Here is a 25,946-nt window from a genome sequence, read left to right as displayed (position 1 = left end):
GGGGGCGTCAGCGCAGGCGGAAGGCCTTCATCGCCTTCAGGCTGCGGCTCATGAACGCCGCGTACTTCTCGTCGTCCATCCCGAAGGACGGGGCGAGCGGGATCAGCCGCTGCTGGGCGACGGTCTGGGCCTCCGTGTACTTGAGGATGCCCTCCGAGCCGTGGCGGCGGCCGAGACCGGAGTCCTTCATGCCGCCCATCGGTGACTGCACGCTGCCGTACGCGGGGGCGTACCCCTCGTTGATGTTGACCGTGCCGGTGCGCAGCCGGGCGGCGACGCGGTGGCCGCGTTTGGAGTCCTTGGTCCAGACGCTGGAGTTCAGGCCGTACGGGGTCGCGTTGGCCAGCTCCACGACCTCGTCCTCGTCGCGGAAGCGGTAGAGGGAGACGACCGGGCCGAAGGTCTCCTCGGTGCAGACGGCCATGGGCGCCTCGACGCCGTCCAGGATCGTCGGCTCGTAGAAGAGCGGGCCGATGTCGGGGCGGGCGACCCCGCCGGCCACCAGCTTGGCGCCCTTCTCGACGGCCTCGGCGACATGGCGGCTGACGGTCTCCAGCTGGCGTTCGCCGACCAGTGAGCCCATGTCCGCGCCGTACGCGAGGGAGTTGCCGAGCCGCATCGCCTTCGTACGGGCGGCGAACCGCTCCACGAAGTCGTCGGCGACCGACTCGTGGACGTACAGCCGCTCGATGGAGATGCAGAGCTGGCCGGCCGAGGAGAAGCAGGCGCGGACGGCGCCGGCGGCGGCCTTCTCCACGTCGGCGTCCGCCAGCACCAGCATGGCGTTCTTGCCGCCGAGCTCCAGCGAGACGCCGACGAGCCGGGCCGCCGCGCCCTGGGCGACCTCGCGGCCGGTGCGGGTGGAGCCGGTGAACGAGACGTAGTCGGCGTGGCTGACGACCTCGGGGCCGACGACGGGTCCGTCACCGAGGACGACCTGGAAGACCTCCGGCGGCAGCCCCGCCTCGATCAGGAGGTCGCGGGCCCACAGGGCGGTCAGCGCGGTCTCGGTGTCGGGCTTCATCACCACGGCGTTGCCGGAGACGAAGGCGGGCAGCGCGTCGCCGACGGACAGCTCGAAGGGGTAGTTCCAGGGGGCGATCTGGCCGATGACACCGCGCGGCTGGCGCAGCTCGGTGACCTTGGTGAGGGTCGGTACGACACCGGTGTGCCGCTTCGGCTTCAGGTACGCGACCGCCTTGCGGCCGTAGTGCCGGGCGGCGACGGCGACCGCCTGGACCTCCTCGTGGGCGTGCAGCCTGGCCTTGCCGGTCTCCAGCTGGATGAGGTCGAGGACCTCGGACTGGCGGCCGATGACCAGGTCGTGGAAGCGCAGGAGCACGGCGGCCCTGGTCCGGACGGGCAGAGCGGCCCAGGCGGGCTGGGCGGCGCGGGCCCGCTCGAAGGCGGTGGCCACGTCCTCGGGCGTGGACTCGGGCAGGTCGGCCAGCTTCTCGCCGGTGAACGGCGTGTGGTTGGCGGTCCGGCCGGAGCCGACGACGCCGCGCGTCAGCTGGGCGATCACCTCGGGCGTCACGACATCGGCGGCCGTACGCACGCCCGCGGGGGCGGCGGCCACGGGGTTGGTGCCGACAGTGGCGGCGGGGGACGTGAGGGCCTGCGAGTCCGTCATGAGGGCGAGAGTACGTCGGCCGGAAGGCTTTGGGTACCCGTGGGTAACAGCTTTTCACCGTCTCTCCCGGAGTCCCGCCACCCGCCCGCCGACTCAGCCAGCGATCACTGGCGGCATAAGCCCTGATCAGGGGCGTTCGCTCGGCTCAGGGTCTACCGCTCGGCTCAGGGTCTACTGCTCGGCCGGGGGGCGCCAGCTGCGGAGGATCGCGTTGAACCGGTCGCGGGTCTCGTCCCAGTCGTCCGCCGGGCCCGTCATGTAGAGCGCGTACTCCGGGCCGCCGTCCTGCGCGAGGTACATCTGGTCGATCGCGTGCCGCGCCTCGCCGTTCTTCTCGGTCCAGGTGAACTCCCAGACGGACCCGACGTGGTCGCGGTAGACGTTGCTGTTCAGCTCCAACCGTCGGTAGTCCGGCAGCCGGGTGCTCAGCTGCTCCTCCAGCCCGATCATGTGGTCGTAGGGGTGGTCGTAGTCGGGGGCCGGGTCGGCGCTGATCCGGAGGTAGTGCACGCCGCCGTCGGGGGTGTAGTCGATGTTGTTCTCGTTGACCACGCGCTTCCAGCCCTCCGGCAGCAGCACGCTGAACCCGGACGGGTCCACGACGCGCCGCCAGCCGTCCGGCACGTCCTGCGTCGCGAGGTCCCCCGTGGGGCTCGGCGTGGGCGTCGGGGTCGGCGTCGGCGTCGACCTGGCCGGATCCGGGGTCCGGGTCCCGTGCGAGGCCGTGCCGCCGGTCGTGGAACCGGCCGCCTCCGTGCGGTGCGCGTACAGCATCGCGGCTGTCCCCGCGCCGCCGCCGAGCAGCGCGGCCAGGGCGATGACCAGGACGGTCGTACGCCACCGGCTGCGGCGGGCGGCCGGGGCCGGTGCCGGCGCGGGCGCGGGCAGTACGGCGGGGCCGGGCCGGGGCAGTACGGCGGTGCCCCCGCGCAGCATCTCCTCGGAGACCTGCTGCGTCGGGACGAACGCCTGGGCGGCCCGGGGTGCACGGCCCTCCATGGCCTCCAGGAGCATCCGCTCGGTCTCCGCCGCCGACGGGCGGTCCTCCGGCTCCTTGCGCAGCAGCGCGGTGATGACGGGGGCGAGCGCCCCGGCCCTGGTGGGCGGCGGAGGTTCCTCGGTGACGACGGCCTGCATCGTCGATATGGGGGACGTCCGGCGGAACGGCGAACGCCCCTCGACGGCCGTGTACAGCGTGGCGCCCAGCGACCAGAGGTCGGACGCGGGGCCCGGGTCGCCGCCGCGTACCCGCTCGGGCGCCAGGTAGTCGATGGAGCCGACGAGTTCACCGGTCCTGGTGATGGTGGAGTCGCCCTCGATCGCGGCGATCCCGAAGTCGGTGAGCAGGACCCGGCCGTCCCGGGCGAGCAGCACGTTGCCCGGCTTCACGTCGCGGTGCAGCACCCCGGCCCCGTGCGCGGCGCGCAGGGCGCCCAGCACGTGCAGCCCGATGCGGGCGGCCTCGCGCGCGTCGATCTCGCCGCCGGACTCCTTGGCCCGGTCGGCGAGCGACGGGCCGTCGACGTACTGCATGACGATCCACGGCCGGTTGTCGTACTCGACGACGTCGTGGACGGTGACGACGCCGGGGTGGGTGATCCGGGCCGCCGCGCGGGCTTCCTTCTGCGTCCGCTGGTGCAGCACGATCCGGTCCGACTCGGCCACGTACAGGCCGGCGGTCAGCTCCTTGACGGCCACCGTGCGGTGCAGCACCTCGTCGTGGGCACGCCACACCTTGCCCATACCGCCGCGTCCGAGTACGTCGCCCAGCCGGTACCTCCCGGCCAGCAACAGCCCCGCTTCCGTGCCCTGTGATCGATCCACCTGTGTCCCCGCCCCCGTTGCTCCGGAAGACAGGTTACGGAGGGGACGCGCGGCCACGGAACCTCGCATCGCCCACGAGACCGCACTGTGACGCAGATCCCGCGATTCAGCCCGTCACCCGGTAGGAAAGACTGGCCTGTTGGTAGATCTCGGTGATCCGGTCGCGCTCGTCCTCCGGGCCGATGACCTGGAGGACGTGGTAGCGCCCGCCGACGAGCATCACGAGGTTGCGCACGTACACCTCGCGGCCGTTGGCGTCCTGCCAGGTGAACTGACCCTCCGCCATGGCCTGTCGGCCCACGTCCGTACGGCGCAGCCCGCTCGCCGAGGACCAGCTGGAGTCCCGGAACGGCTTCAACTCCGGCTCCTTGTCCCGCTGGTAGTCGAGCGGATCGCTGCCGTTGGCCTTGGCGGTGTCGCGGCCGGGGACGATGAGCACGCTGAAGCCGTCGCTGCCGTAGCGGACCTGCTGCTCCGCGTTGGCCGGGCTGCGCTGCCAGCCCTTGGGCAGCCCGACCTCGAATCCCTCGGCGTCCTCGCGCAGTGTGTACCCGGGCGCGAGCGCGGCGGCGGACCGGCTGGTCTGCGGCTTCTGCGCCCCGGAGGACTTGGCGGGTGACGGCTTCTTCGACGCGCCGGTCGTGGGCTCGGGCGTCGCGGAGACCGGTGGTGCGGAGGCTGTACGGGAGGGGGTGGCGCCGGTCCCCTTGTCCTCGCCGTCCTCGCCGGACCTGGGCATGAACAGCACCGCGTACGCGATCGCCCCGACGAGCACCAGCAGGATCAGGACGAGCAGGGTCCGGCCGAGGCGGCGCGGCTGCTCGCCCTGCCGCAGCGCGCGGGGCTCGCGCGGCTCACGGGGCTCCCGGGGCCGGCGGGGCTCCTTCAGCCGTGGCTCGTGGTGCGTGACGGCGGTCCGGTCCACGGCGTCCCGGGTCTGCCGGTGCCGGGCGTGCGTCCCGCCGCCGCGACGGGCGCGCCGCTTGCGGACGAGCTCGCCGCGCCGGCGTACGACGGGCAGCCGTGTGGCGTCCTCGGCGGGCATCATCACGACGTCGAGCCCGGCCTCCGGTTCCGGCGCCGACCGTACGAGGGAGCGCAGCCAGCCGCTCAGCTCCTCCACGTCGGGCCGCTCGGTCGGGTCCTGGCGCAGCAGCGACTCGACGACCGGGCGCAGCGCCCCGCACTCCTCGGCGAAGGCGGGCGGCTCGCCGCAGACCATCTGGACCAGCTCGGCCGCGCTGTCCTCCGGGTAGGGCGCGTGCCCCTGCACGGCACGGAACAGCAGCGCGCCCAGGGCCCACAGATCGGTGGCGGGCCCGATGGGCGGCGCCAGCTGCCAGTTCCCGTGCACGGGCCCGGCCTGCTCGGGCGCCCAGCGCTCGGTGACGGCCCCGACCACGGCGATCCGCGCCTGCCGGGCCCGCTCGGCGGCGAGCGCGGTGGCGGGACCGTGGTACCCGGACCCGCCCGGGGCCTCGGAGTCGTCGTCCCACCGCGAGGAGGGGGCCTCGCGCCCTGCGGTGTCGGGGGCGTGGGCGTCGCGGCCGCGCGGCTCGGTGCCGTACGGATCGCGGCCGGCCGGCGGCAGTTCGGCGCGCCGGGCGTCCCCGCGACCGGCCGTCTGACGGCCGGAGGCGTCGCGGCCGTACGCGTCGCGGCCGGCCGGCGGCAGTTCGGCGCGCCCGCCGGGGGCCGCACCCCTGCGCGCCGCGTCGGCGCGCAGCGCGTCCTCGCGGGAGCCGCCCGCCGGGACGGGGCGCCCGGCAGCGGGGCCGTCGTCCCACGTACCGGTCAGGTGCAGCCGTCGCGGCGGGGGCCCGCCGTCGTCGTCCTCGTCGTCCTCGTCGTCGTAGGGGTCGGCGTCGTAGGGCGGCACTTGGCCGTAAGGCCCAGGCGCGTCGGGGTCCCGCACCCAGCCGCCGGGCAGCTGAGGCAGTTCGGGGCGGGGGTGCGGCGGGGTGCTCCGGGAGCGAGCCGGCTCCGACGCGTCGTCCCGCTCGTCGCCGTACTCGTCGTCCCGCGCCGGCGGAAGGGCACTCCAGGGCCCGGGGCCGGACGCCGCGTCCGGGTCGTCCCCGTCCTCGTCGTCCCGCGCCTGCGGGCCGTCCCACCACGGGCGGCCGGGGCCGTCCACGGCATCCGGGTCCTCGTCCCATTGCGGCGGGCCGACACTCCAGGCACCCGACGGCGCACCCGAGTCATCCCCGTACGCTTCGTCCGCCCCCTGCGAACCCGCACCCCAGGGCCCCACCCCAAAGGCCGAATCCGGACCGCCCCCATACGCCTCGTCCGCCCCCTGCGAACCCGCACCCCAGGGCCCCACCCCAAAGGCCGAATCCGGACCGTCCCCGTACGCCTCGTCCGCCCCCTGCGGACCCCCGCGCCCCGGCGCGCCCTCGCGCGTCCCCGGCGGCAGCGCCGCCCCCGCCGCGCGGGTGCCCGCGCGGTACGCGGCGATCGCGGCGGCCCGGGCGCGGGCCGCGCTGTCCGTGGCGGCGGCGGGCGCCGCCCCGCCGTACGGGCCCGACTCGATCGCGGCGGGGCCGCGCGACGCCGGCAGCCGGCCGGCGTCGGGGGCGGGCGGTACGTAGGGCCCGGTGGGGCCGGTCTCGACGGCGGGGCCGCCGTGGCCGTCCTCGTCCGGCTCCCCGTCCTCGGGGCGCGGCACCGGGCTGTAGCCGCACAGCGCCTCCTCGGCCGCCCCGGCGGCGAGGCCGGTGAGGACGACGCGGCCGTCGTCGCAGACGAGCACCGTGCGTACGGTGATGTTGCGGTGGGTCCAGCCGTGCGCGTGCAGCACGCGGAGCGCGGTGAGCACGTCGGAGCCGATCTCCGCGGCCCGGTACGGGTTGAGCGGGCGTTCCGCGAGCATGGCCGCCAGTGGGCGGGACGCGACGAGTTCGCTCACTATCCAGAGCGATCCCGCTTCCGCGAAGACGTCGAAGACCTGGTCGAGGCGCGGATGGTCGGGTACCTGGGCCGCCGCCTGGGCGGCCTCGATGGCGCGCCGCACGGCCGGGTCCGCGGGCCGCCGGACGGCGCTCGGCGCGGCGGACGCTCGCCCGTCGCCCTCGACGAACTCCGCGTCCACCACCTCGGGCAGCGGCACCTGGCGGACCAGGACTTCCTGCCCGCTGTACGTGTCGAAGGCTCGCGTCTCGACGAGGTCGTACGCGTCGGACGGGGGCAGCGGAAGGCGGTAGCGGTCGGCAAGCACCCGACCCGCGTAGTCGTCCACGCCACCTCCCCAGAGCGCGCTGTCCCCCGGTCACGAAGACCGGCATCCGATCACCCGTCACGTGCGCCCGAAATGCGGTGCCGGAACAGCGACCACACCGGCCCGCCTTCAGCGTACGTGCCTGTGCCGCTCCTCGCCGACCGGACAGTGCAACTGATGGACGGGACCGAGCGTTTGTCCCGGGGCGCCGTTACGATCTTCGGCGTATCGACCGACATGACGAATCGTCAAGGAGTGACCATGTCCGCAGCAAAACGCCTGACCGCCGTCGCCGGCGCCCTCTCCCTCGCGGCCGGAGCGGCCCTGATCGGTGCGGCTCCCGCATCCGCCGCCACCACGGGGACGTGCTACACCGACCGTCCGTGCCTGCTGCTCTTCTACAACAGCGAGAACAAGGGCACTAACTTCAAGATCTCGGCCAGCATCTCCAACCTGGCCGGGTACAGATACCCTTCCGGCTCCTCGGCGGGCAGCGGGCAGCTCGTCAAGAACAACGCCGCGTCGGCCCAGTTCCGAGCAGACAACAGCTTCTACCCGTCCTCCGGCACCGTGTACTACAACAGCGGTTACGCCGGCCCGTGCGACACCTTCCTCAGTAACGAACTGCAGTGGAAGATCGGCCCGAAGCTCATACGCACCTACAACGAGAACGCCTCGGTGAAGATGGTGGCGGGGCTGTGGGCAGATCATCCGTCCAACTGCTTCGAGTGGTGACGAGCACGCGCCCCCTGCCCGGGTGACCGGTGCCGGAGCCGCCCTGCGCCGTTCCGGCACCTCCGGCCGCCCGGCCACTTCGGCATGCGCGCCGGAACACAAGAGAGGAAAGTCTTGAGCCGTACGCTCACCGTCTCCGCCGCCGGCCTGGGGGTCCTCCTTGCGCTGACCGGCGTGAGTGCCTGCGACGACACGTCCACGGCCTCCCGCCCCGCCGACGACGGCCGCCCCTCGGCGTCCGCGCGCCCCGGGGAGCCCACAGGCACGAAGCCGGCCGACCTCGACATCGCCGCCTCGCTCCCCCTGGCGAAGTACTCGGTGACGGTCGAGGAGAAGGCCGTCCTGAACAAGGCGGAAAGCAAGGTGCGCAACTCCTGCCTCCAGGACTTCGGCGAGCCTCCGATGCCATCCCCCGGCGTCGCCCCTCCCAACGACCGCGACACCGGCGGCAATCGGCGCTACGGCCTTCTCGATCCTGTATCGGCCCAGAGGTACGGGTATCAGCTGCCGCCCGGGACGACGGCCGGTCCGGCCGGCCTCCCGCAGCCCAGCCCACGTCAGGCCGCCCTGCTCTCGGGCGTCGCCGCTGACGGAGAGAAGCTCACGGCCTACCGGGGGCGGCCCGTACCGCTGGGCGGCTGTTCCGCGGATGCCAGGCGCAGGATCTACGCCGAGCACCAGGCGAACGCGGGACGTGAAGCGGCTCAGAGCATCGACATGGAAAGCTACAAGAGCTCCCTGAAGGACCCAGGCGTCGTCGCGTCGTTCGCGGCGTGGTCCCGGTGCATGCACTCCCGGGGTTTCACCTACGCGTCACCACTCGCCGTGACCGACGACCCCCAATTCGCGGACGCCGAGGCAGACGCGGAGGAACGCGCGGTGGCAACAGCGGACGTGGAGTGCAAGCAGCGCGTCGGACTTACGGAAACGTGGCTGGCCGCCGAGTCCACCGTGCAGCGGAAAATGATCGAGGGCAAGAAGACAGAGCTCGCTTCGCTGCTGGCCAGCCGGCAGAAAATGCTTGCGGATGCCGCAGCCATACTCCGGAACGACAGCTGAGGCGGCTTCACCGGGTGGGGGCGGGCTTCCGTGCCCCCACCCGGTGCGACGTCACTGGGCGGGCGTCACTTCTTCGGCTGGAACGTACTGAAGAACGTGGCCAGCACCTGCCGCGTCTCCACCGAGTCCCAGTCCCCGTCGTTTGCCATGAACATGATTCCGTATCCCAACCGGGGGCCGACCACGAATCCGCGGTCCACGGCATGGCGAGCCACACCGTTCTCGGTGTACGTGAACTCCCAGTCCGCCGTTTTCCAGCCGCGGTAGTCGACCGCGTCGATCTTGACGCGATGGTAGTTGGACCGTCGCATCCCCCGCTCCTGCGCGGTCCAGTCCGCGACCGGCGAACCCTTGGGGGTCGAAGTCCAGCCGATCAGCAGCCGTTGCGAGTGCGGTCCGGTGAACCGGGCCCCCGCCCCGTCCGTGGACCGGTACTTCCACCCGCTCGGCAAGCCGATGGAAAAGCCCTGCTCGTGCTGGTACGGCGTGGACCGAGGACGCTTGTTCCCCGCCTTGTCGTCGCCGTCCTCGCCTTTCGTTCCGTCCTCGCCTTTCGTTCCGTCGTCGCCTTTCGTTCCGTCGTCGCCGGAACCCGACGCGGCCGGACTGTCACCGTCACCGGGCGCGTCGGACGCCTTGCCGCCCTCCTTCCCGTCGTGGGACGAAGCGGTCTTCCCGGTCGCTGGGGAAGCGGCGGAAGGCGTTCCACCCCGGGCCGCGTCGTCCTCACCCCCGCCGAGCGTGAGGGCCAGCACCGTGCCGAGGACGGCGAGCACGATGACGGCCGCGATGATCGCGAGGGTGCGGCGCGGCACCACGTCCGTGAGGGACGCCCGGGGCGCGGTGACCGGCGAGGAGGCCGGGCGCTGCGGCGGCACCGCCCCGGAGGGGGACGCGGCGCCGGGGGCCGGGGTCGGCCGGGCCGGTACGGGCGGCGCGGTGACGGGCGCGGCGGCCGCACCGGCGGCGGGCGTGGTCCGGGCGCTCCGCACGGAGCGCAGCGCCCCGCGCAGCCGGTCGCGGGTGCCCTCGCCCGCCTCCGCGCCGGCGACGCTTCTGGGCAGCGCCATCACCTGCGTGGCGTCGGCCGGGGGCGGGGCCGGGCGCTCCGGCTGCTCGAAGGAGCTGATGACGTCGTCGAGGAGGGCGCGTGCCCCCGCGTCGTCGAGTCGCTGCTCGGGGTCGCGGGTGAGCAGCCCGTAGATGACCTCCTCCAGCGGACCCGCGTTCTTCGGCGGGTCCAGCGGTTCGGTCATCACGGCGGTCAGGGTCGCGATGGCGGAGCCCTTGTCGTACGGCGGGGAGCCCTCGACGCTCGCGTACAGCAGGCCACCGAGCGACCAGAGGTCGGCGGGCGGTCCCGGCTTGTGCCCGCGCGCCCGCTCCGGCGAGATGTACGAGGGGGCGCCGACGAGCATGCCGGTGGAGGTGACCGACGGGTCGCCCTCGACCTGGGCGATGCCGAAGTCGGTCAGCACGACCCGGCCGTCCTCGGCGATCAGCACGTTGGACGGCTTCACGTCGCGGTGCAGGATGCCCTCGCGGTGCGCGGAGCGCAGCACGTCGAGGAGGGCGAGGCCGATCTCGGCGGCCCGCTTCGGCGTCAGGACACCGTCCTCGCGGACCGCCTCGGCCAGCGACTTGCCCTCGATGAGCTCCATGACGATCCACGGCCGGTCGTCCTCGTCGACCACGTCGTAGACCGTGACCGCGCCGTTGTTCCGGATGCGCGCGATCGCCTTGGCCTCGCGCAGCGTACGCGTGATGAGCCGGCGCTTCTCGTCCTCGTCGATGGCCGACGGGAATCGCAGTTCCTTGACCGCGACCGTGCGGCCCAGTGTCTCGTCGACGGCACGCCAGACCGTGCCCATACCGCCCCGGCCGAGCACCTCCCCCAGCCGGTACCGCCCCGCAAGGAGCCGTCCGTCCTTGTCCCGTTGGGGCTCCCGTGCCTGCTCCGCCTCCGACATGCGTCCCCTCTGCGATCAACCCGCCCTGGCAGAGCTGTCATTGTCCCTCACCCCGGGACCGGCCCCGGTGCCGGGTCCTGGGCTCGGCGATGGCGGGGCCCGGGACGCTGTCCGTTGAGCCCCGCTGAACGCCCGTCAGAGCGGCACGATGTCCGGCGCGCCCAGTCGCGCCGCGTCCGCCGTCAGGTCGTCCGGCTGGCGCTGCGACTCGCGTTCGGCCTCGACCCGCTTCTCGTAGTGCGCGACCTCGCGGTCGATCTGGCCGGCGTCCCAGCCGAGGACCGGCGCCATCAGCTCGGCGCAGACCCTGGCCGAGCGGGTGCCCCGGTCGAAGGTCTCGATGGAGATCCGGGTGCGCCGGGTCAGTACGTCGTCCAGGTGACGCGCTCCCTCGTGCGAGGCGGCGTACACGATCTCGGCCTTGAGATAGTCGTCGGCGGCCGGCAGCGGCTCGCCCAGGGCCGGGTCGGCGACGACCAGCTCCAGGATCTCCTCGGTCATCGAGCCGTACCGGTTGAGCAGATGCTCCACCCGGGCGACGTGCAGTCCGGTGCGGGCGGCGATCCTGGCGCGCGCGTTCCACAGCGCGCGGTAGCCCTCGGCGCCCATCAGCGGGACGTCCTCGGTGACGCAGTCCGCGACCCGCTGGTCCAGGCCGTGCACCGCCTCGTCGACGGCGTCCTTCGCCATCACCCGGTACGTCGTGTACTTGCCGCCCGCGACGACGACGAGTCCGGGCAGCGGGTGGGCCACGGTGTGCTCGCGGGAGAGCTTGCTGGTGGCGTCCGACTCACCGGCCAGCAGGGGCCGCAGGCCGGCGTAGACGCCCTCGACGTCGTCCCTGGTCAGGGGCGTCGACAGGACCGAGTTCACATGTTCCAGCAGGTAGTCGATGTCGGCGCTGGACGCGGCCGGGTGCGCCTTGTCCAGGTCCCAGTCGGTGTCCGTGGTGCCCACGATCCAGTGCCGGCCCCAGGGGATGACGAAGAGCACGGACTTCTCGGTGCGCAGGATCAGGCCGGTCGAGGAGTGGATGCGGTCCTTGGGGACGACCAGGTGGATGCCCTTGGAGGCGCGGACGTGGAACTGGCCGCGCTCCCCGATCAGCGACTGGGTGTCGTCCGTCCAGACCCCGGTCGCGTTGACCACCTGTTTGGCCCTGATCTCGTACGTGCCGCCCGCCTCGGCGTCCTCCACGCGGGCGCCGACGACGCGTTCGCCCTCCCGGAGGAAGCCGGTCACCCGCGCCCGGTTCGCCACCCGCGCGCCGTACGCGGCGGCGGTGCGCACCAGCGTGGCCACATAGCGGGCGTCGTCCATCTGGGCGTCGTAGTACTGCAGGGCCCCCACCAGGGCGTCCCGCTTCAGGGCCGGCGCGACGCGCAGGGCCCGGCGGCGGGAGAGATGGCGGTGCACCGGCAGGCCCCGGCCGTGCCCGGAGGAGACCGACATCGCGTCGTACAGCGCGACGCCGGAACCGGCGTACAGCCGCTCCCAGCCCTTGTGCTGCAAGGGGTAGAGGAAGGGCACCGGCTTCACCAGGTGCGGGGCCAGACGTTCGAGGAGCAGCCCGCGCTCCTTCAGTGCCTCCCGTACGAGGGCGAAGTCGAGCATCTCCAGATAGCGCAGGCCGCCGTGGATCAGCTTGCTCGACCTGCTCGACGTGCCGGACGCCCAGTCGCGCGCCTCGACCAGGCCGGTCGAGAGCCCTCTGGTGACCGCGTCCAGCGCGGTGCCGGCGCCGACCACGCCGGCCCCGACGACCAGCACGTCCAGTTCGCGCTCGGCCATGGCGGCGAGCGCCTCGGCGCGCTCCGCGGGTCCCAGTGTCGCTGTCCTCACTGCTGCCTCCCGGTGGATCGGGGTGGTCCGGCACGGAAAACGGCCCCGATCGTGCGTTCGGTGCCCGTGCCCACAGATCGATTCTGTCCGCGCTCGGCGACTTCAGCCACCGCCTGTGGACAACACCCGGACGACAACGCCCCGACAATGCGACATACAGGTCATATTTACGCCTAACCTGACATAGCGCTGTCCACAGCGGTTGCGCTTTCTGTCTCCTGGTCTTAAGGGAAGGACGGCCACCCACGTGCCTGCAGACCTCGCCGTCATCGGACTCGGTCACCTCGGCCTGCCCCTCGCCCAGGCCGCCGTCCACGCCGGAATCCAGACCATCGGCTACGACACCGACCCCCGCGCCTTCGCGGAGGTCGCGGCCGGCCGCACCCCGGTCGAGGGATCGCTCCCGGCGTCCGACATCCGCCGCATGCTGTCACTGGGCTTCCGGCCCACCACCGACCAGGCCGAGCTGGGCCGGGTCCGCACCGCCGTGATCTGCGCGCCGACCCCGCTCGGCCCCGACCGCACCCTCGACCTGAGCGCCGTCGCCGACGCGGCCCGCGCCCTGGCCGCACGGCTGCGCCCGCACACCACGGTCCTCCTGGAATCGTCCGTACCCCCGGGCACCACGGAGAACTTCCTGCTCCCGATCCTGGAGCAGGGCTCGGGGCTGCGCGGCGGGCGCGACTTCCACCTCGCGCACTCCCCCAGCCGGCTCGACCCCGGCAACCGCACCCACGTGTACACCAACACCCCCAAGGTCATCGGCGGCCTCACCCCCGCCTGCACCGAGTCGGCCGCCGCCTTCTACGGCCGGCTCACCGACAAGGTGGTCCGCGCCAAGGGGCCGCGCGAGGCCGAGATGACGAAGGTCCTGGAGACCAACTTCCGGCACGTCAACATCGCCCTGGTCAACGAGATGGCGGTGCTCTGCCACGACCTCGGCGTCGACCTCTGGGACGTCATCAGGTGCGCCGAGACCAAGCCGTTCGGCTTCCAGCCGTTCCGCCCGGGCCCCGGCGTCGGCGGCCACGGCGCCCCGGTCGACCCGGGCCACCTCCCGTACAACAGCCGCACCCCCGGACCGCCGCTGCGAATGGTCTCGCTGGCGCAGGAGATCAACGACCGGATGCCGCAGTACGTGATCCAGCGCTGCGCCACCCTCCTCAACGAACACGGGAAAGCGGTGCGCGGCGCGAAAATTCTTCTCCTCGGCGTCACCTACAAGCCCGACCTCGCCGACCAGGAGGCCTCCCCCGCCCGCGAGATCGCCACCCGGCTGATGGACATGGGCGCCCAGATCGGCTTCCACGACCCGCACGTCCTGGACTGGCGCGTCCGCCAACTCCCCGTCCCCCGCGCCGATTCGCTCTACGAGGCCGCCGCCGGCGCGGACCTCACGGTGCTGCTCCAGCACCACCGTACGTACGACCTCCAGGGCCTCGCCGTGAAGGCGCAACTCCTCCTCGACACGCGTGGCGCGACCCCCGCCGGAGCCGCCCACCGACTCTGATGACGGGTCCTCAGCCCAGCTCCCCCACGGATTTCGGTGGGCCGATGTCGGAACCGGCTGCTAGCCTGCGGCGTCACTCATCGCACAGCAGTGCGTAGACGTCCCCAGGGGGAGAACTCACCATGAGCCAGCCCGTACCACCGCCGAACCAGCCCTACGACGCCCAGCCCCAGGGCGGCAACCCGTTCGCCGGCCAGCAGCCCGGGGCGCCGTTCGGCGCCCCCGCCCCGTTCGTCCCGGCCCCGCCGGCGCGCAACAACGTCGCGCTCGGTGCCGTCGTCGCGCTCGTCGCGGCCCTCGTCGCGGCCGGGATCTACGGCGCGATCATCGGCGCCACGGAGCACGAGATCGGCTACGCGGCCGTGGGTGTCGGTGCCATCGTCGGCTTCGCGGCCGGCAAGCTCGGCGGCCGCAACCCCGCCCTGCCGGTCATCAGCGGCGCCTTCGCGCTGCTCGGTGTCTACCTCGGCCAGATGCTGGGCGCCGCGATCATGATCAACAAGCAGTTCGGGATGTCGGTCACGGAGGTCCTGTTCGACCACTTCGGCGACCTGAACACCGCGTGGAAGGAAGCTGCCGACGCCATGAGCTTCCTCTTCTTCGCGATCGCCGCCGTGGTGGCGTTCTCCACCGCCCGCAAGATGGCCGACTAGTCCCGGCCCGCCCAGCCGGAACACGCCGGAGGGCCCGGACCGCGACTGCGGTCCGGGCCCTCCGGCGTACGTACGAATGGACTCAGCGGCGGTGCTGCGAGTCCGCCACCGTCACCTCGACGCGCTGGAACTCCTTGAGGTCGGTGTAGCCCGTGGTGGCCATCGCGCGGCGCAGGGCGCCGAAGATGTTCATCGAGCCGTCCGGGGTGTGCGAGGGGCCCGTCAGGACCTCCTCCGTCGTCCCGACCGAGCCGAGGTCCACCAGCTTGCCGCGCGGCACGTCCTCGTGGACGGCCTCCATGCCCCAGTGCCGGCCGCGGCCCGGGGCGTCCGTCGCGCGGGCCAGCGGGGAGCCCATCATCACGGCGTCCGCGCCGCAGGCGATGGCCTTCGGCAGGTCGCCGGACCAGCCGACGCCGCCGTCCGCGATGACGTGCACGTACCGGCCGCCGGACTCGTCCATGTAGTCGCGGCGGGCACCGGCCACGTCGGCGACGGCGGTCGCCATCGGGACCTGGATGCCGAACACGTTGCGCGTGGTGTGCGCGGCGCCGCCGCCGAAGCCGACGAGGACACCGGCCGCGCCCGTACGCATCAGGTGCAGGGCCGCGGTGTACGTGGCGCAGCCGCCGACGATCACCGGGACGTCCAGCTCGTAGATGAACTGCTTCAGGTTCAGCGGCTCGGCCGCGCCGGAGACGTGCTCGGCGGAGACCGTGGTGCCGCGGATGACGAAGATGTCGACGCCCGCGTCGACGACCGCCTTGGAGAACTGGGCGGTGCGCTGCGGGGAGAGCGCGGCGGCGGTGACGACGCCGGAGTCGCGCACCTCCTTGATGCGCTGGCCGATCAGCTCCTCCTGGATGGGGGCGGAGTAGATCTCCTGGAGCCGGCGGGTCGCGGTCTCGACGGGCATCTCGGCGATCTCGTCGAGCAGCGGCTGCGGGTCGGCGTGCCGGGTCCACAGCCCTTCCAGGTTGAGGACGCCGAGGCCGCCGAGCTCGCCGATGCGGATGGCGTGCTGCGGGGACACCACGGAGTCCATGGGGGCGGCCAGGAACGGCAGCTCGAAGCGGTAGGCGTCGATCTGCCAGGCGATCGAGACCTCCTTCGGGTCGCGGGTCCGGCGGCTCGGGACGACGGCGATGTCGTCGAATGCGTATGCCCGGCGGCCGCGCTTGCCGCGCCCGATCTCGATCTCAGTCACGATGTTGTGGCCTTTCCCTCTGCGTCTGCGCTGTCCAGTATCCCCGACACATGGGTGAGGGGCGGTCCCGGGAACCCCGGTCCGCCCCTCACCTGCGTCGTCGCGTTACTTCCTGCTGTAGTTCGGTGCTTCGACCGTCATCTGGATGTCGTGCGGGTGGCTCTCCTTGAGGCCCGCCGAGGTGATCCGCACGAAGCGGCCCTTGCTCTCCATCTCGTCCACCGACGCGGCGCCCACGTAGCCCATCGTCTGGCGGAGGCCGCCGACGAGCTGGTGCAGCACGTTGGCGAGGGGGCCGCGGTAGGGGACCTGGCCCTCGATGCCCTCGGGGACGAGCTTGTCGTCCGAGGCGACCTCGGCCTGGAAGTACCGGTCCTTGGAGTAGGAGCGGCCCTGGCCGCGGGACTGCATCGCGCCCAGCGAGCCCATGCCGCGGTACGACTTGAACTGCTTGCCGTTGATGAAGAGGAGCTCGCCCGGCGACTCCTCGCAGCCCGCGAGGAGCGAGCCCAGCATCACGCTGTCGGCGCCGGCGGCGAGCGCCTTGCCGATGTCGCCCGAGTACTGCAGGCCGCCGTCGCCGATGACCGGGACGCCCGCCGCGCGGGCGGCCAGGGCGGCCTCGTAGATCGCGGTGACCTGCGGGACGCCGATGCCGGCGACGACACGGGTGGTACAGATGGAGCCGGGGCCGACGCCGACCTTGACGCCGTCCACGCCGGCGTCGATCAGGGCCTGGGCGCCGTCGCGGGTCGCGACGTTGCCGCCGATCACGTCGACGTTCACGGCCGACTTGATCTTGGACATCCAGTTGAGCGCGTTGCTGTTGTGGCCGTGCGAGGTGTCCACGATCAGGAAGTCCACGCCCGCCTCGGCCAGCGCCTGGGCGCGGTCCAGCGCCTCGGGGCTGGCGCCCACGGCGGCACCGACGAGCAGCCGGCCCTCGGCGTCCTTGGCCGCGTTCGGGTACTGCTCGGCCTTCTTGAAGTCCTTGACCGTGATGAGGCCCTTGAGGATGCCCGCCTCGTCCACCAGCGGCAGCTTCTCGATCTTGTGGCGGCGCAGCAGCTCCATGGCGTCCACGCCGGAGATGCCGACCTTGCCCGTGACCAGCGGCATCGGCGTCATGACCTCGCGCACCTGGCGCGAGCGGTCCGACTCGAAGGCCATGTCGCGGTTGGTGACGATGCCGAGCAGCTTGCCCGCCTGGTCGGTGACCGGGACACCGCTGATGCGGAACTTCGCGCAGAGCGCGTCGGCCTCCGCGAGCGTGGCGTCCGGGCCGACCGTGATCGGGTCGGTGACCATGCCGGACTCGGACCGCTTCACCAGGTCCACCTGGTTGACCTGGTCCTCGACCGAGAGGTTGCGGTGCAGCACGCCGACGCCGCCCTGCCGCGCCATGGCGATGGCCATGCGGGCCTCGGTCACCTTGTCCATGGCGGCGGACAGCAGCGGGATGTTGACGCGCACGTTGCGCGAGATGAGCGTCGAGGTGTCGACCGCGTTGGGCAGCACTTCGGATGCGCCCGGCAGCAGCAGCACGTCGTCGTATGTCAGCCCGAGCGTCGCGAATTTCTCGGGCACTCCGTCGACGTTTGCAGTCATGACACCTTCCCCAAATGGCCTTGATCGGTGCGGATGTCCATGCTAACGGCCTCGGAAGGCGTCTCATTCCACGAGCAAGATCACCCGCAGGTTCTGTAGCTTCCTACGGCAGTGGTGTACGGCTCCGAGGGGCCTGGCCCACCGCTCGGCTCACTGTTCCGCGAGGGCCCGCAGCCGGCTCAGCGCCCGGTGCTGGGCGACCCGGACGGCGCCCGGGGACATGCCCAGCATCTGCCCGGTCTCCTCGGCGGTCAGCCCGACGGCGACGCGCAGCACGAGCAGCTCGCGCTGGTTCTCCGGCAGGTTGGCCAGGAGCTTCTTGGCCCAGGCGGCATCGCTGCTGAGCAGCGCGCGCTCCTCGGGACCGAGCGAGTCGTCGGGCCGCTCCGGCATCTCGTCGGAGGGCACGGCGGTCGACCCCGGGTGCCGCATCGCGGCGCGCTGGAGATCGGCCACCTTGTGACCGGCGATGGCGAAGACGAAGGCTTCGAAGGGTCTGCCGGTGTCCTTGTAGCGCGGCAGCGCCATGAGCACCGCGACGCATACCTCCTGCGCCAGGTCCTCGACGAAGTGGCGCGCGTCACCGGGCAGCCGGTTCAGCCGGGACCTGCAGTAGCGCAGGGCCAGTGGGTGGACGTGGGCCAGCAGATCGTGGGTGGCCTGCGCGTCGCCCTCGACGGCGCGGTGCACCAGGGCACCGATCACCGTCGTTCCGTCGTCGCCCATCGAACCATGGTGCCCCGGTCCCACTTCATCCGCGGCACCGCGTCCGTAGTTGTGCACCGAAGCGTTATGAGCGGGTGCGCCGGAAGTCATGTCCTGCGCCCTCCCCTTCCGCTCGACCGAATCGTTCCCGAGGAACTCCACGTCTCAAGGATGCGGCATCGGCCGGGAAGCGTCACATACCGCCGGAGCGCGGGGCTCCGTCGGGCGGGGTACGGCTCGCGCCGCACCCCCCGCCGGGACCTGGGCCCTAGCGGACCAGGCCCCACCGGAAGCCGAGGGCCACCGCGTGCGCCCGGTCCGATGCGCCGAGCTTCTTGAACAGCCGCCGGGCGTGCGTCTTCACCGTGTCCTCGGAGAGGAACAGCTCACGGCCGATCTCCGCGTTGGAGCGGCCGTGGCTCATCCCTTCGAGGACCTGGATCTCGCGCGCCGTGAGCGTGGGCGCCGCACCCATCTCGGCCGACCGCAGCCGGCGCGGGGCGAGCCGCCACGTCGGGTCGGCCAGGGCCTGGGTGACGGTCGCCCGGAGCTCGGCCCGGGAGGCGTCCTTGTGCAGATAGCCGCGGGCGCCGGCGGCGACCGCGAGCGCGACGCCGTCCAGGTCCTCGGCGACGGTCAGCATGATGATCCGGGCGCCGGGATCGGCGGAGAGCAGCCGGCGGACCGTCTCCACCCCCCCGAGACCGGGCATGCGTACGTCCATGAGAATGAGATCCGAACGGTCGGCACCCCAGCGGCGGAGGACTTCCTCGCCGTTGGCGGCCGTCGTCACACGCTCGACGCCGGGCACGGTCGCGACCGCGCGACGGAGCGCTTCTCGGGCAAGCGGGGAGTCGTCGCAGACGAGGACGGATGTCATGACCGCCCTCCGCAGCTGATGCGCGTCACCTTGAGCCTCCAGGCTGTTACAAGTCGTCACCTGTGCGGTTGACGCTCTCGGACATCTGCCCGATCGCTCTTTCTGCCAACCGCCTCCGCACTCTCAACGATGGTCACTCGAAAGAGTTACGGGTTGGAAGACCGAGTTCGGCACTCTACGTGAGGAGTCGCTCACGGAGGAGAGCGCCACGGGTCGTCCAGCCGTCAACTGAAACTTTTGATGCACCCATGCCCCATTTAGCGGGATTTCTTCCCTTTTGCTGGTGTCTGTGGCTAGATTCGCAATCAGTCATATTTACATCTACTAACACCGTAGATGTACGGTCTTGTACACGGTCATCGACGAGCACCCACCCACGACGCACACGGTCACGACGAACACGGTCCACGACCAACGACGACGACGTTTCCGACCCAGCACGGTTTCGAGGGGACAAGCAATGGCCGATTTCTCCCGCCTTCCCGGACCCAACGCCGATCTGTGGGACTGGCAGCTGCTGGCAGCCTGCCGCGGGGTCGACAGCTCACTCTTCTTCCATCCCGAGGGGGAACGCGGAGCCGCCCGGAGCGCCCGCGAGACCTCCGCGAAGGAGGTGTGCATGCGCTGCCCCGTACGCGCCGAGTGCGCCGCCCACGCCCTGGCCGTCCGTGAGCCCTACGGCGTCTGGGGCGGTCTGACCGAGGACGAGCGCGAGGAGCTGATGGGGCGCGCCCGCAACCGGCTGATCACGGCGACGGCGCCGGCGTCCCCGCCGGGTCACGGCTGACCGTCGCCGCGCGCGTCAAAGGGAGAAACGTTTCTTCACCCCGCCCCGCCCCTTCCCGAAACCGGGGCTCCGCCCCGGACCCCGCTCCTCAAACGCCGGAGGGGCTGGGAATGCGGGACTGGGCTCAGCGGGAAGCGGCCCGGGCCAGCTCGTCCAGGGTGGCCGCCACGGCCGGGACCCGTGCCAGGTCGGGCAGGGTCAGCGCGACGATCTCACGCTCGATGGCCGGTTCCACCGTGACGGTCCTGGCCCCTCGCGGGCGTACCGACTCGATGGCCAGCGCCGGCAGCACGGCCACGCCCAGGCCCGCGCCGACCAGGCCGATCACCGCCGGGTAGTCGTCGGTGGCGAAGTCGATGCGCGGGGTGAAGCCGGACTCCTCGCACACCTCCACGAGCTGCCTGCGGCACCGGGGGCACCCGGCGATCCAGGACTCACCGGCGAGTTCCGCGATGCCCACCGCGTCCCGGTCCGCCAGCGCGTGGCCCTCGGGGACGAGCCCCGTGAGCCGGTCGGTGAGCAGCGGGCGCACCACCAGGTCGTCCCATTCGGCGCCCGGGTCCCCGTACCGGAAGGCGAGCGCGATGTCGCAGTCGCCGTCGCGCAGCATCTCCACGGACCGGGGCGGCTCGGCCTCCACGAGGGACACCTGCGTGCCCGGGTGGGCGGCGCGCAGTGCGGCGAGGGCGCCGGGGACCAGGGACGAGCTGCCGCTGGGGAACGAGACGAGGCGGACCCGGCCGGCCCGCAGCCCGGCGATCGCGGCGACCTCCTCCTCGGCGGCGGTGAGCCCGGCGAGGATGCCGGAGGCGTGCCGTACGAGCGCCTCGCCCGCCTGTGTCAGCCGCATCTCGCGGCCGGTCCGGATCAGCAGCGTGGTCCCCGCGGAGGACTCCAGGGCCTTCATCTGCTGGCTGACCGCGGGCTGGGTGCAGCCCAGTTCGCGGGCGGCGGCGGAGAAGGAGCCGGTGGCGGACACGGCGCGCAGGACGCGGAGGTGGCGGGCTTCGATCACCGGTCCAGCATAAGCGGGTCTTGGGGTGACGGCGAGTTCCCGCGTACGGACTTTGAGGGCAGGCCGTCCGGCTTCCCGGGCGTGGCACTACGGTGCGCGTATGACGACTGCACTGATCACGGGCGCGACGGCGGGCATCGGTGCCGCCTTCGCCCGGCGGCTCGCCGCCGACGGGTACGACCTGGTCCTGGTGGCCCGGGACACGGAGCGGCTGCGCGAGCAGGCGACCGAGCTGCACGACCGGCACGGCATCGAGGCCGAGGTGCTGAGGGCCGACCTGTCCGACGACAAGGGCATCCGCGCGGTCGAGGAGCGCCTCGGGGACGCCCGGCGGCCGGTCGACCTGCTGGTGAACAACGCGGGCTTCGGGAACAAGGGCCGTTATCTGGACGTCCCGATGGCCGACGAGCTGGCGATGCTGAAGGTGCACTGCGAGGCGGTGCTGCGGCTGACCTCGGCGGCGGCGGCCGGGATGAAGGAGCGCGGCCGGGGCGGCATCGTCAACGTGGCCTCGGTGGCGGCGTTCGTGCCGCGCGGCACGTACGGGGCGTCCAAGGCGTGGGTCGTGCAGTTCAGCCAGGGCGCGGCGAAGGACCTGGCCGGGTCCGGGGTGCGGCTGATGGCGCTGTGCCCCGGCTTCGTACGTACGGAGTTCCACCAGCGGGCCGGGATGGGCACGGGCAACATCCCGGGCTGGATGTGGCTCGACGCGGACAAGCTGGTGAGCGCCGCGCTCGCGGACCTGGCGCGCGGGAAGTCGGTGTCGGTCCCGGACCCGCGCTACAAGGTCCTGATGGGGGCGGTGAAACTGACGCCTCGCGGCCTGCTCGGCGGGCTGACCTCGCGGACGGGCCGCAAGTACGGGCCCCAGTAGGGGCTGGAGGAGGCGGGGACCACGAACGGTGCCGCCAACTCCCGTATGCCGCCCCACCGCCGCACCCCCAACCGGTTCACCACGTCACCCGGCACAACGAGCGACCCTCCACACGGCCACCCATTCGACTCCGGACCCCGCGTACCCCGCCCCCACCCACCGCGCGCTACAACTCGCTCATGCGCACTCAGCCCACACCGGTTCAGAACCCCCGGCCGTCGGTCCTGCTCGCGATGGGACCGGGCATCTACGAGCGCCTCTTCGAGCCACGCCACCGCGACCGGCTCGCCGCCCTCGCCCGTACGGACACGGCCCTCGTCGCCCACGACCTGGCCGGCCCGGACCCCCGCGTCGCCGCCGCCCTCGCCGAGGCCGAAGTCCTCCTCACCTGCTGGGGCGCGACCCCGCTCACCGACCGGGTCCTCGCCGCCGCGCCCCGCCTCAAGGCGGTCGTCCACGCGGCCGGTTCGGTCAAGCACCACATCACCGACGCCTGCTGGGAGCGCGGCCTCGCCGTCTCCTCGGCGGCCGGGGCCAACGCCCTGCCGGTGGCCGAATACACCCTGGCCACGATCCTGCTCGCCAACAAGCGCGTCCCGCACTCCGCCCACGTCTACCGCGAGGTCCGCGCCGACCACGACTGGCGCGCCGAGCTGGACGGGGCCGGCAACTACCACCGCACCGTCGGCATCGTAGGCGCCTCCCGCATCGGCCGCCGCGTCATCGAGCTGCTCCGCCCCTTCGACCTGCGGGTCCTGCTGTACGACCCGTTCGTCACCGCGGACGAAGCCGCACGGCTGGGCGTCGAACCGGTCGCCCTGGACGAGCTGTGCGCCCGCGCCGACGTCGTCTCCGTGCACGCCCCCCAGCTCCCCGGGACCCACCACATGATCGGCGCCCGCCAGCTGGCGCTGATGCGGACCGGGTCGACGCTGATCAACACGGCCCGGGGCTCCCTGATCGACGAGGCGGCCCTGCTGCGGGAGCTGGTCCCGGGCCGGCTGCACGCCGTACTCGATGTGACGGACCCCGAACTGCCGCCCGCGGGCTCGCCGTTGTACGAGCTGCCGAATGTCCTCCTGACCCCGCACGTGGCGGGCTCCCTCGGCAACGAGCTGCACCGGATGACCGATCACGCGCTGGACGAGCTGGAACGGTACGCGCAGGGGCGGCCGTTCGCGGAGCCGGTGCGTCCGGCGGCGCTGGACCGGTCGGCGTGACGTCCGGGCACGCGCGGAGGCCCTGCCTTCACGCGTGCCCGGGGGCGGCGCGAAGATCGAGGAGCTGTCGCGTATGCACGGGTACGTGGTCTTCGGCGAGGCCGTCCACGAGGTCCGCCAGCGACATCGGCCGGTCCAGCACGACCACGTCGTGGGAGAAGAAGAGCGTCGGCACCAGGACCGCGGCGGCTTCCTCGCTGAGCCGATCGGCGATGTCGCACAGGATGGTGGCCTGACTCCGGACATGGTCGATCAGGTCCGCCCGGCCCGAGTGCTCCGTGATGATCCGGTCGAGATTCCAGGTGTCGAGGGAGATCCGGTTGTCGAGGGTGGGCCGTGAGCCGGCGACGACTGCCAGAGCGACCGCCGCGATCGAGGCGTCGACGCCGATGAGATGGGCCAGGATCTCGTCGGCGTTCCATCCTCCGTCGTCCGCGTCACCGAGGCCGGGCAGGGCCGCCGCGTCGAGCAACCTGTCGTAGGCGCCGCGAAGTGCTGTCGTGTCCATAGCGTGCTTCCTTCATTCGGGGCGTGTCGAACTCGGATCCCGCTCCGCCGCCTCGGCGACGCGCTTGATGTTGGCCAACCGCCGGTCCCAGTAGGCCGCGAGCGAGGCCATCCACCGTGCCGTCGCGTCCAGCGCCGCGGGCCGCACCGCGTACCGCACCTCGCGTCCGACCCGGCCGCCGGAAACCAGTCCGGCGGCCTCCAGGACGGCGAGGTGTTTGACCACCGCCTGCCGCGAGACGGGAAGCCGTTCGGCGAGCGTCGTGGCAGTGGCCTCGCCCTGCGCGGCGAGCAGGTCGAGCAGTTGACGTCGCGTCGGGTCGGCCAGTGCACCGAGGACGCTGTCGACGGCCTCGGCGGCGCCCGGACCTTCTTCCGTCACTCGGCGGGCCGTTCGGCGCGCGTCTTGAGCGCGTCGAGCTCCAGGGGCCAGCCCGCGGAGTGGTCCTTCAGGTTCTGACCGCGCAGCTCCTCGGACCCGGCCAGCGCCGCGAACCCGCTCTCGACGACGCGCAGCCGCGTGTGCTCGCCCTCCGGGGTCAGCGTGAACTCCACGAGCGTGCTGTTGTCCTCGCGCAGCTCTTCTCCGGGGAACGCGCTGGTCCAGCGGTACGCCAGGTACGTGGGCGGCTCGACCTTCTCGACGCGCACCGGGAAGTCGCCGTGCTCGGCGTTCTTCGCCGTCATGGACTCACCTTCCTTGGCCACGGTGCCGGGCAGGCTCGCCTTGTCGGCCACCCAGAACCCGGGCTGGGCCACCAACGACCAGACCCGTTCCAGCGGCGCTGCGATCAAGGTCTCGCGTTCGATCCGGTCCTCGCTCATGTGGGACTCCTTCACCGTCACCATCGGATGCAACTCCAGGGTTGCACTTCGACGGTCCAGGCGCAACCCCGGGGTTGCGCCTGGACCGTCGTCGGCAAGGCCGGACGTGCCCCCGGACAAGCGAAAAGGCCCGGCTCCCCTCGCGGGGTGCCGGGCCTTCGTTCGCGCGGAGGCGCTACACGCTAGTGGGAGTGACCGTGGCCGTGGCCCGCGGCCTCCGGCTCCTCCTCGGCCGGCTTCTCGACGACCAGGGTCTCGGTCGTGAGCAGCAGCGACGCGATGGACGCGGCGTTCTCCAGGGCGGAGCGGGTGACCTTGACCGGGTCGATGACGCCGGCCTTCACCAGGTCGCCGTACTCGCCGGTGGCGGCGTTGAAGCCCTGGCCCTTGTCGAGCTCGGAGACCTTCGAGGTGATGACGTAGCCCTCGAGGCCGGCGTTCTCGGCGATCCAGCGCAGCGGCTCGACGGCGGCGCGGCGGACGACCGCGACACCGGTGGCCTCGTCGCCGGTCTTGCCGAGGTTGCCCTCCAGGACCTTGACGGCGTGGACCAGAGCGGAGCCGCCACCGGAGACGATGCCCTCCTCGACCGCGGCGCGGGTCGCGGAGATGGCGTCCTCCAGACGGTGCTTCTTCTCCTTGAGCTCGACCTCGGTGGCGGCACCGACGCGGATCACGCAGACACCGCCGGCCAGCTTCGCCAGGCGCTCCTGGAGCTTCTCGCGGTCCCAGTCGGAGTCCGTGGACTCGATCTCGGCCTTGATCTGGTTGACGCGGCCGGCGACCTCGTCGGACTTGCCGCCGCCGTCGACGATGGTGGTGTCGTCCTTGGAGACGGTCACGCGGCGGGCGGTGCCCAGCACGTCCAGACCGGCCTGGTCGAGCTTGAGGCCGACCTCCTCGGCGATGACGGTCGCACCGGTGAGGGTGGCGATGTCGCCGAGCATGGCCTTGCGGCGGTCACCGAAGCCGGGGGCCTTCACGGCGACGGCGTTGAACGTGCCGCGGATCTTGTTGACGACCAGGGTCGACAGGGCCTCGCCCTCGACGTCCTCGGCGATGATCAGCAGCGGCTTGGAGCCACCGGCCTGGATGACCTTCTCCAGGAGCGGCAGCAGCTCCTGGATCGAGCCGATCTTGCCCTGGTGGATCAGGATGTACGGGTCGTCGAGGACGGCCTCCATACGCTCCTGGTCGGTCACCATGTACGGGGACAGGTAGCCCTTGTCGAAGGCCATGCCCTCGGTGAAGTCGAGGTCCAGACCGAAGGTGTTGGACTCCTCGACGGTGATGACACCGTCCTTGCCGACCTTGTCCATCGCGTCCGCGATGAGCTCGCCGACCTGGGCGTCCTGCGCGGAGAGCGCGGCGACGGCGGCGATGTCGGACTTGTCCTCGATCGGGCGGGCGGTCGCCAGAAGCTCATCGGACACGGCCTTGACCGCGGCGTCGATGCCCTTCTTCAGAGCGGCCGGGGAGGCGCCGGCGGCGACGTTGCGCAGACCCTCGCGGACGAGCGCCTGGGCGAGGACGGTGGCGGTGGTCGTACCGTCACCGGCCACGTCGTTGGTCTTGGTCGCCACCTCCTTCACCAGCTGGGCGCCGAGGTTCTCGTACGGGTCGTCCAGCTCGACCTCGCGCGCGATGGTGACACCGTCGTTGGTGATGGTGGGGGCACCGAACTTCTTGTCGATGACGACGTTGCGGCCCTTGGGGCCGATCGTCACCTTCACCGTGTCTGCAAGCTTGTTGACGCCGCGCTCGAGGGCGCGACGGGCGTCCTCGTCGAACTTCAGGATCTTCGCCATGGAGCTGAACTTTTCCTCTCAAAAACAAGAACTGCGCCCCTGCCGCCCGGCTAGTTATGTCGCA

21 protein-coding genes are annotated in these 25,946 nt (G+C 72.1%); 7 read left to right on the top strand and 14 right to left on the bottom strand.

Annotated elements, in window-relative coordinates; translation table 11 throughout:
• Nucleotides 1-7: 7 nt before the first annotated feature.
• The 3 genes from OG242_RS19900 to OG242_RS19890 all read right to left on the bottom strand — a co-directional run bounded on the left by OG242_RS19900 (nucleotide 8) and on the right by OG242_RS19890 (nucleotide 6,698).
• Complete coding sequence (locus tag OG242_RS19900) at nucleotides 8-1,633, bottom strand: succinic semialdehyde dehydrogenase (RefSeq protein ID WP_405899438.1); 1,626 nt, start codon at nucleotides 1,631-1,633, stop codon at nucleotides 8-10.
• A 171-nt stretch (nucleotides 1,634-1,804) separates the two neighbouring features.
• Complete coding sequence (locus OG242_RS19895; RefSeq protein ID WP_405899437.1) at nucleotides 1,805-3,457, bottom strand: serine/threonine-protein kinase; 1,653 nt, start codon at nucleotides 3,455-3,457, stop codon at nucleotides 1,805-1,807.
• A 106-nt stretch (nucleotides 3,458-3,563) separates the two neighbouring features.
• The gene (locus OG242_RS19890) at nucleotides 3,564-6,698 is read right to left on the bottom strand and encodes a protein kinase (RefSeq protein ID WP_405899436.1); all 3,135 of its coding nucleotides are present in this window, start codon (nucleotides 6,696-6,698) and stop codon (nucleotides 3,564-3,566) included.
• Between the two features lie 240 nt (nucleotides 6,699-6,938).
• On the opposite strand from OG242_RS19890, the gene OG242_RS19885 reads away from it, so the two are divergent.
• On the top strand, nucleotides 6,939-7,412 hold the full coding sequence (locus OG242_RS19885) for a hypothetical protein (protein ID WP_405899435.1): 474 nt from the start codon (nucleotides 6,939-6,941) through the stop codon (nucleotides 7,410-7,412).
• 114 nt (nucleotides 7,413-7,526) lie between these two features.
• On the top strand, nucleotides 7,527-8,471 hold the full coding sequence (locus OG242_RS19880; protein WP_405899434.1) for a hypothetical protein: 945 nt from the start codon (nucleotides 7,527-7,529) through the stop codon (nucleotides 8,469-8,471).
• Between the two features lie 65 nt (nucleotides 8,472-8,536).
• On the opposite strand, the gene OG242_RS19875 is transcribed toward OG242_RS19880, so the two are convergent.
• Nucleotides 8,537-10,441, bottom strand: a complete 1,905-nt coding sequence (locus OG242_RS19875; protein ID WP_405899433.1) for a protein kinase domain-containing protein — start codon at nucleotides 10,439-10,441, stop codon at nucleotides 8,537-8,539.
• 135 nt (nucleotides 10,442-10,576) lie between these two features.
• Nucleotides 10,577-12,283, bottom strand: a complete 1,707-nt coding sequence (locus OG242_RS19870) for a glycerol-3-phosphate dehydrogenase/oxidase (RefSeq protein WP_405899432.1) — start codon at nucleotides 12,281-12,283, stop codon at nucleotides 10,577-10,579.
• A gap of 247 nt (nucleotides 12,284-12,530) precedes the next feature.
• Between OG242_RS19870 and OG242_RS19865 the strand changes: the two genes are divergently transcribed.
• Entirely contained in the window at nucleotides 12,531-13,793 is a 1,263-nt protein-coding gene (locus OG242_RS19865) for a nucleotide sugar dehydrogenase (protein ID WP_405899431.1), read from the top strand.
• 122 nt (nucleotides 13,794-13,915) lie between these two features.
• Nucleotides 13,916-14,446: a hypothetical protein gene (locus OG242_RS19860; protein WP_405899430.1), complete on the top strand. Its 531-nt coding sequence runs from the start codon at nucleotides 13,916-13,918 to the stop codon at nucleotides 14,444-14,446.
• 82 nt (nucleotides 14,447-14,528) lie between these two features.
• Here the strand turns inward: OG242_RS19860 and OG242_RS19855 are convergent, their stop codons facing one another.
• The 4 genes from OG242_RS19855 to OG242_RS19840 form a co-directional block, all read right to left on the bottom strand.
• Nucleotides 14,529-15,653, bottom strand: a complete 1,125-nt coding sequence (locus OG242_RS19855) for a GuaB3 family IMP dehydrogenase-related protein (RefSeq protein WP_405899429.1) — start codon at nucleotides 15,651-15,653, stop codon at nucleotides 14,529-14,531.
• Nucleotides 15,654-15,758: 105 nt separating this feature from the next.
• Nucleotides 15,759-17,261 carry an IMP dehydrogenase gene (gene guaB, locus OG242_RS19850; RefSeq protein ID WP_405899428.1) on the bottom strand — a complete coding sequence of 501 codons (1,503 nt, stop codon included), beginning with the start codon at nucleotides 17,259-17,261 and terminating at the stop codon, nucleotides 15,759-15,761.
• Between the two features lie 150 nt (nucleotides 17,262-17,411).
• Complete coding sequence (locus OG242_RS19845; RefSeq protein ID WP_405899427.1) at nucleotides 17,412-17,987, bottom strand: sigma-70 family RNA polymerase sigma factor; 576 nt, start codon at nucleotides 17,985-17,987, stop codon at nucleotides 17,412-17,414.
• 247 nt (nucleotides 17,988-18,234) lie between these two features.
• Nucleotides 18,235-18,846 (bottom strand): response regulator transcription factor, encoded by a 612-nt coding sequence (locus OG242_RS19840; RefSeq protein ID WP_003948568.1) that lies wholly within the window; start codon nucleotides 18,844-18,846, stop codon nucleotides 18,235-18,237.
• Nucleotides 18,847-19,306: 460 nt separating this feature from the next.
• Here OG242_RS19840 and OG242_RS19835 point away from each other — a divergent pair, with 460 nt between their 5' ends.
• Nucleotides 19,307-19,633: a WhiB family transcriptional regulator gene (locus tag OG242_RS19835; RefSeq protein WP_164402905.1), complete on the top strand. Its 327-nt coding sequence runs from the start codon at nucleotides 19,307-19,309 to the stop codon at nucleotides 19,631-19,633.
• A 124-nt stretch (nucleotides 19,634-19,757) separates the two neighbouring features.
• Here OG242_RS19835 and OG242_RS19830 read toward each other — a convergent pair whose 3' ends face one another.
• The gene (locus OG242_RS19830) at nucleotides 19,758-20,648 is read right to left on the bottom strand and encodes a LysR family transcriptional regulator (protein ID WP_405899426.1); all 891 of its coding nucleotides are present in this window, start codon (nucleotides 20,646-20,648) and stop codon (nucleotides 19,758-19,760) included.
• 100 nt (nucleotides 20,649-20,748) lie between these two features.
• Here OG242_RS19830 and OG242_RS19825 point away from each other — a divergent pair, with 100 nt between their 5' ends.
• Nucleotides 20,749-21,522, top strand: a complete 774-nt coding sequence (locus tag OG242_RS19825) for an SDR family NAD(P)-dependent oxidoreductase (RefSeq protein WP_405899425.1) — start codon at nucleotides 20,749-20,751, stop codon at nucleotides 21,520-21,522.
• 179 nt (nucleotides 21,523-21,701) lie between these two features.
• Nucleotides 21,702-22,742 (top strand): hydroxyacid dehydrogenase, encoded by a 1,041-nt coding sequence (locus tag OG242_RS19820; protein ID WP_405899424.1) that lies wholly within the window; start codon nucleotides 21,702-21,704, stop codon nucleotides 22,740-22,742.
• Between the two features lie 28 nt (nucleotides 22,743-22,770).
• On the opposite strand, the gene OG242_RS19815 is transcribed toward OG242_RS19820, so the two are convergent.
• The 4 genes from OG242_RS19815 to groL all read right to left on the bottom strand — a co-directional run bounded on the left by OG242_RS19815 (nucleotide 22,771) and on the right by groL (nucleotide 25,882).
• Entirely contained in the window at nucleotides 22,771-23,250 is a 480-nt protein-coding gene (locus tag OG242_RS19815; protein ID WP_405899423.1) for a hypothetical protein, read from the bottom strand.
• A gap of 12 nt (nucleotides 23,251-23,262) precedes the next feature.
• Nucleotides 23,263-23,631: an ArsR/SmtB family transcription factor gene (locus tag OG242_RS19810; protein ID WP_405899422.1), complete on the bottom strand. Its 369-nt coding sequence runs from the start codon at nucleotides 23,629-23,631 to the stop codon at nucleotides 23,263-23,265.
• Nucleotides 23,628-24,074 (bottom strand): SRPBCC domain-containing protein, encoded by a 447-nt coding sequence (locus tag OG242_RS19805; protein WP_405899421.1) that lies wholly within the window; start codon nucleotides 24,072-24,074, stop codon nucleotides 23,628-23,630. The genes OG242_RS19810 and OG242_RS19805 overlap by 4 nt, the downstream gene beginning before the upstream one ends.
• Nucleotides 24,075-24,256: 182 nt before the next feature.
• Nucleotides 24,257-25,882 carry a chaperonin GroEL gene (groL, locus tag OG242_RS19800; protein WP_405899420.1) on the bottom strand — a complete coding sequence of 542 codons (1,626 nt, stop codon included), beginning with the start codon at nucleotides 25,880-25,882 and terminating at the stop codon, nucleotides 24,257-24,259.
• Nucleotides 25,883-25,946: the final 64 nt, after the last annotated feature.

It is taken from the genome of Streptomyces sp. NBC_00727 (assembly GCF_045161745.1).
Taxonomy (GTDB): domain Bacteria; phylum Actinomycetota; class Actinomycetes; order Streptomycetales; family Streptomycetaceae; genus Streptomyces.
The sequence above is the reverse complement of the archived record's forward strand: the minus strand, read 5'-3'. Positions and strand labels throughout refer to the sequence as shown.

Excerpts from the sequence above, each read along its gene's own strand:
- OG242_RS19805 (WP_405899421.1), bottom strand. The coding sequence starts at position 24,074 with ATGAGCGAGGACCGGATCGAACGCGAGACCTTGATCGCAGCGCCGCTG.
- OG242_RS19875 (WP_405899433.1), bottom strand. The coding sequence starts at position 10,441 with ATGTCGGAGGCGGAGCAGGCACGGGAGCCCCAACGGGACAAGGACGGA.
- OG242_RS19885 (WP_405899435.1), top strand. The coding sequence starts at position 6,939 with ATGTCCGCAGCAAAACGCCTGACCGCCGTCGCCGGCGCCCTCTCCCTC.
- OG242_RS19820 (WP_405899424.1), top strand. The coding sequence starts at position 21,702 with ATGCGCACTCAGCCCACACCGGTTCAGAACCCCCGGCCGTCGGTCCTG.
- OG242_RS19815 (WP_405899423.1), bottom strand. The coding sequence starts at position 23,250 with ATGGACACGACAGCACTTCGCGGCGCCTACGACAGGTTGCTCGACGCG.
- groL (WP_405899420.1), bottom strand. The coding sequence starts at position 25,882 with ATGGCGAAGATCCTGAAGTTCGACGAGGACGCCCGTCGCGCCCTCGAG.
- OG242_RS19900 (WP_405899438.1), bottom strand. The coding sequence starts at position 1,633 with ATGACGGACTCGCAGGCCCTCACGTCCCCCGCCGCCACTGTCGGCACC.
- OG242_RS19840 (WP_003948568.1), bottom strand. The coding sequence starts at position 18,846 with ATGACATCCGTCCTCGTCTGCGACGACTCCCCGCTTGCCCGAGAAGCG.
- OG242_RS19845 (WP_405899427.1), bottom strand. The coding sequence starts at position 17,987 with ATGGGCGACGACGGAACGACGGTGATCGGTGCCCTGGTGCACCGCGCC.
- guaB (WP_405899428.1), bottom strand. The coding sequence starts at position 17,261 with ATGACTGCAAACGTCGACGGAGTGCCCGAGAAATTCGCGACGCTCGGG.
- OG242_RS19860 (WP_405899430.1), top strand. The coding sequence starts at position 13,916 with ATGAGCCAGCCCGTACCACCGCCGAACCAGCCCTACGACGCCCAGCCC.
- OG242_RS19825 (WP_405899425.1), top strand. The coding sequence starts at position 20,749 with ATGACGACTGCACTGATCACGGGCGCGACGGCGGGCATCGGTGCCGCC.
- OG242_RS19835 (WP_164402905.1), top strand. The coding sequence starts at position 19,307 with ATGGCCGATTTCTCCCGCCTTCCCGGACCCAACGCCGATCTGTGGGAC.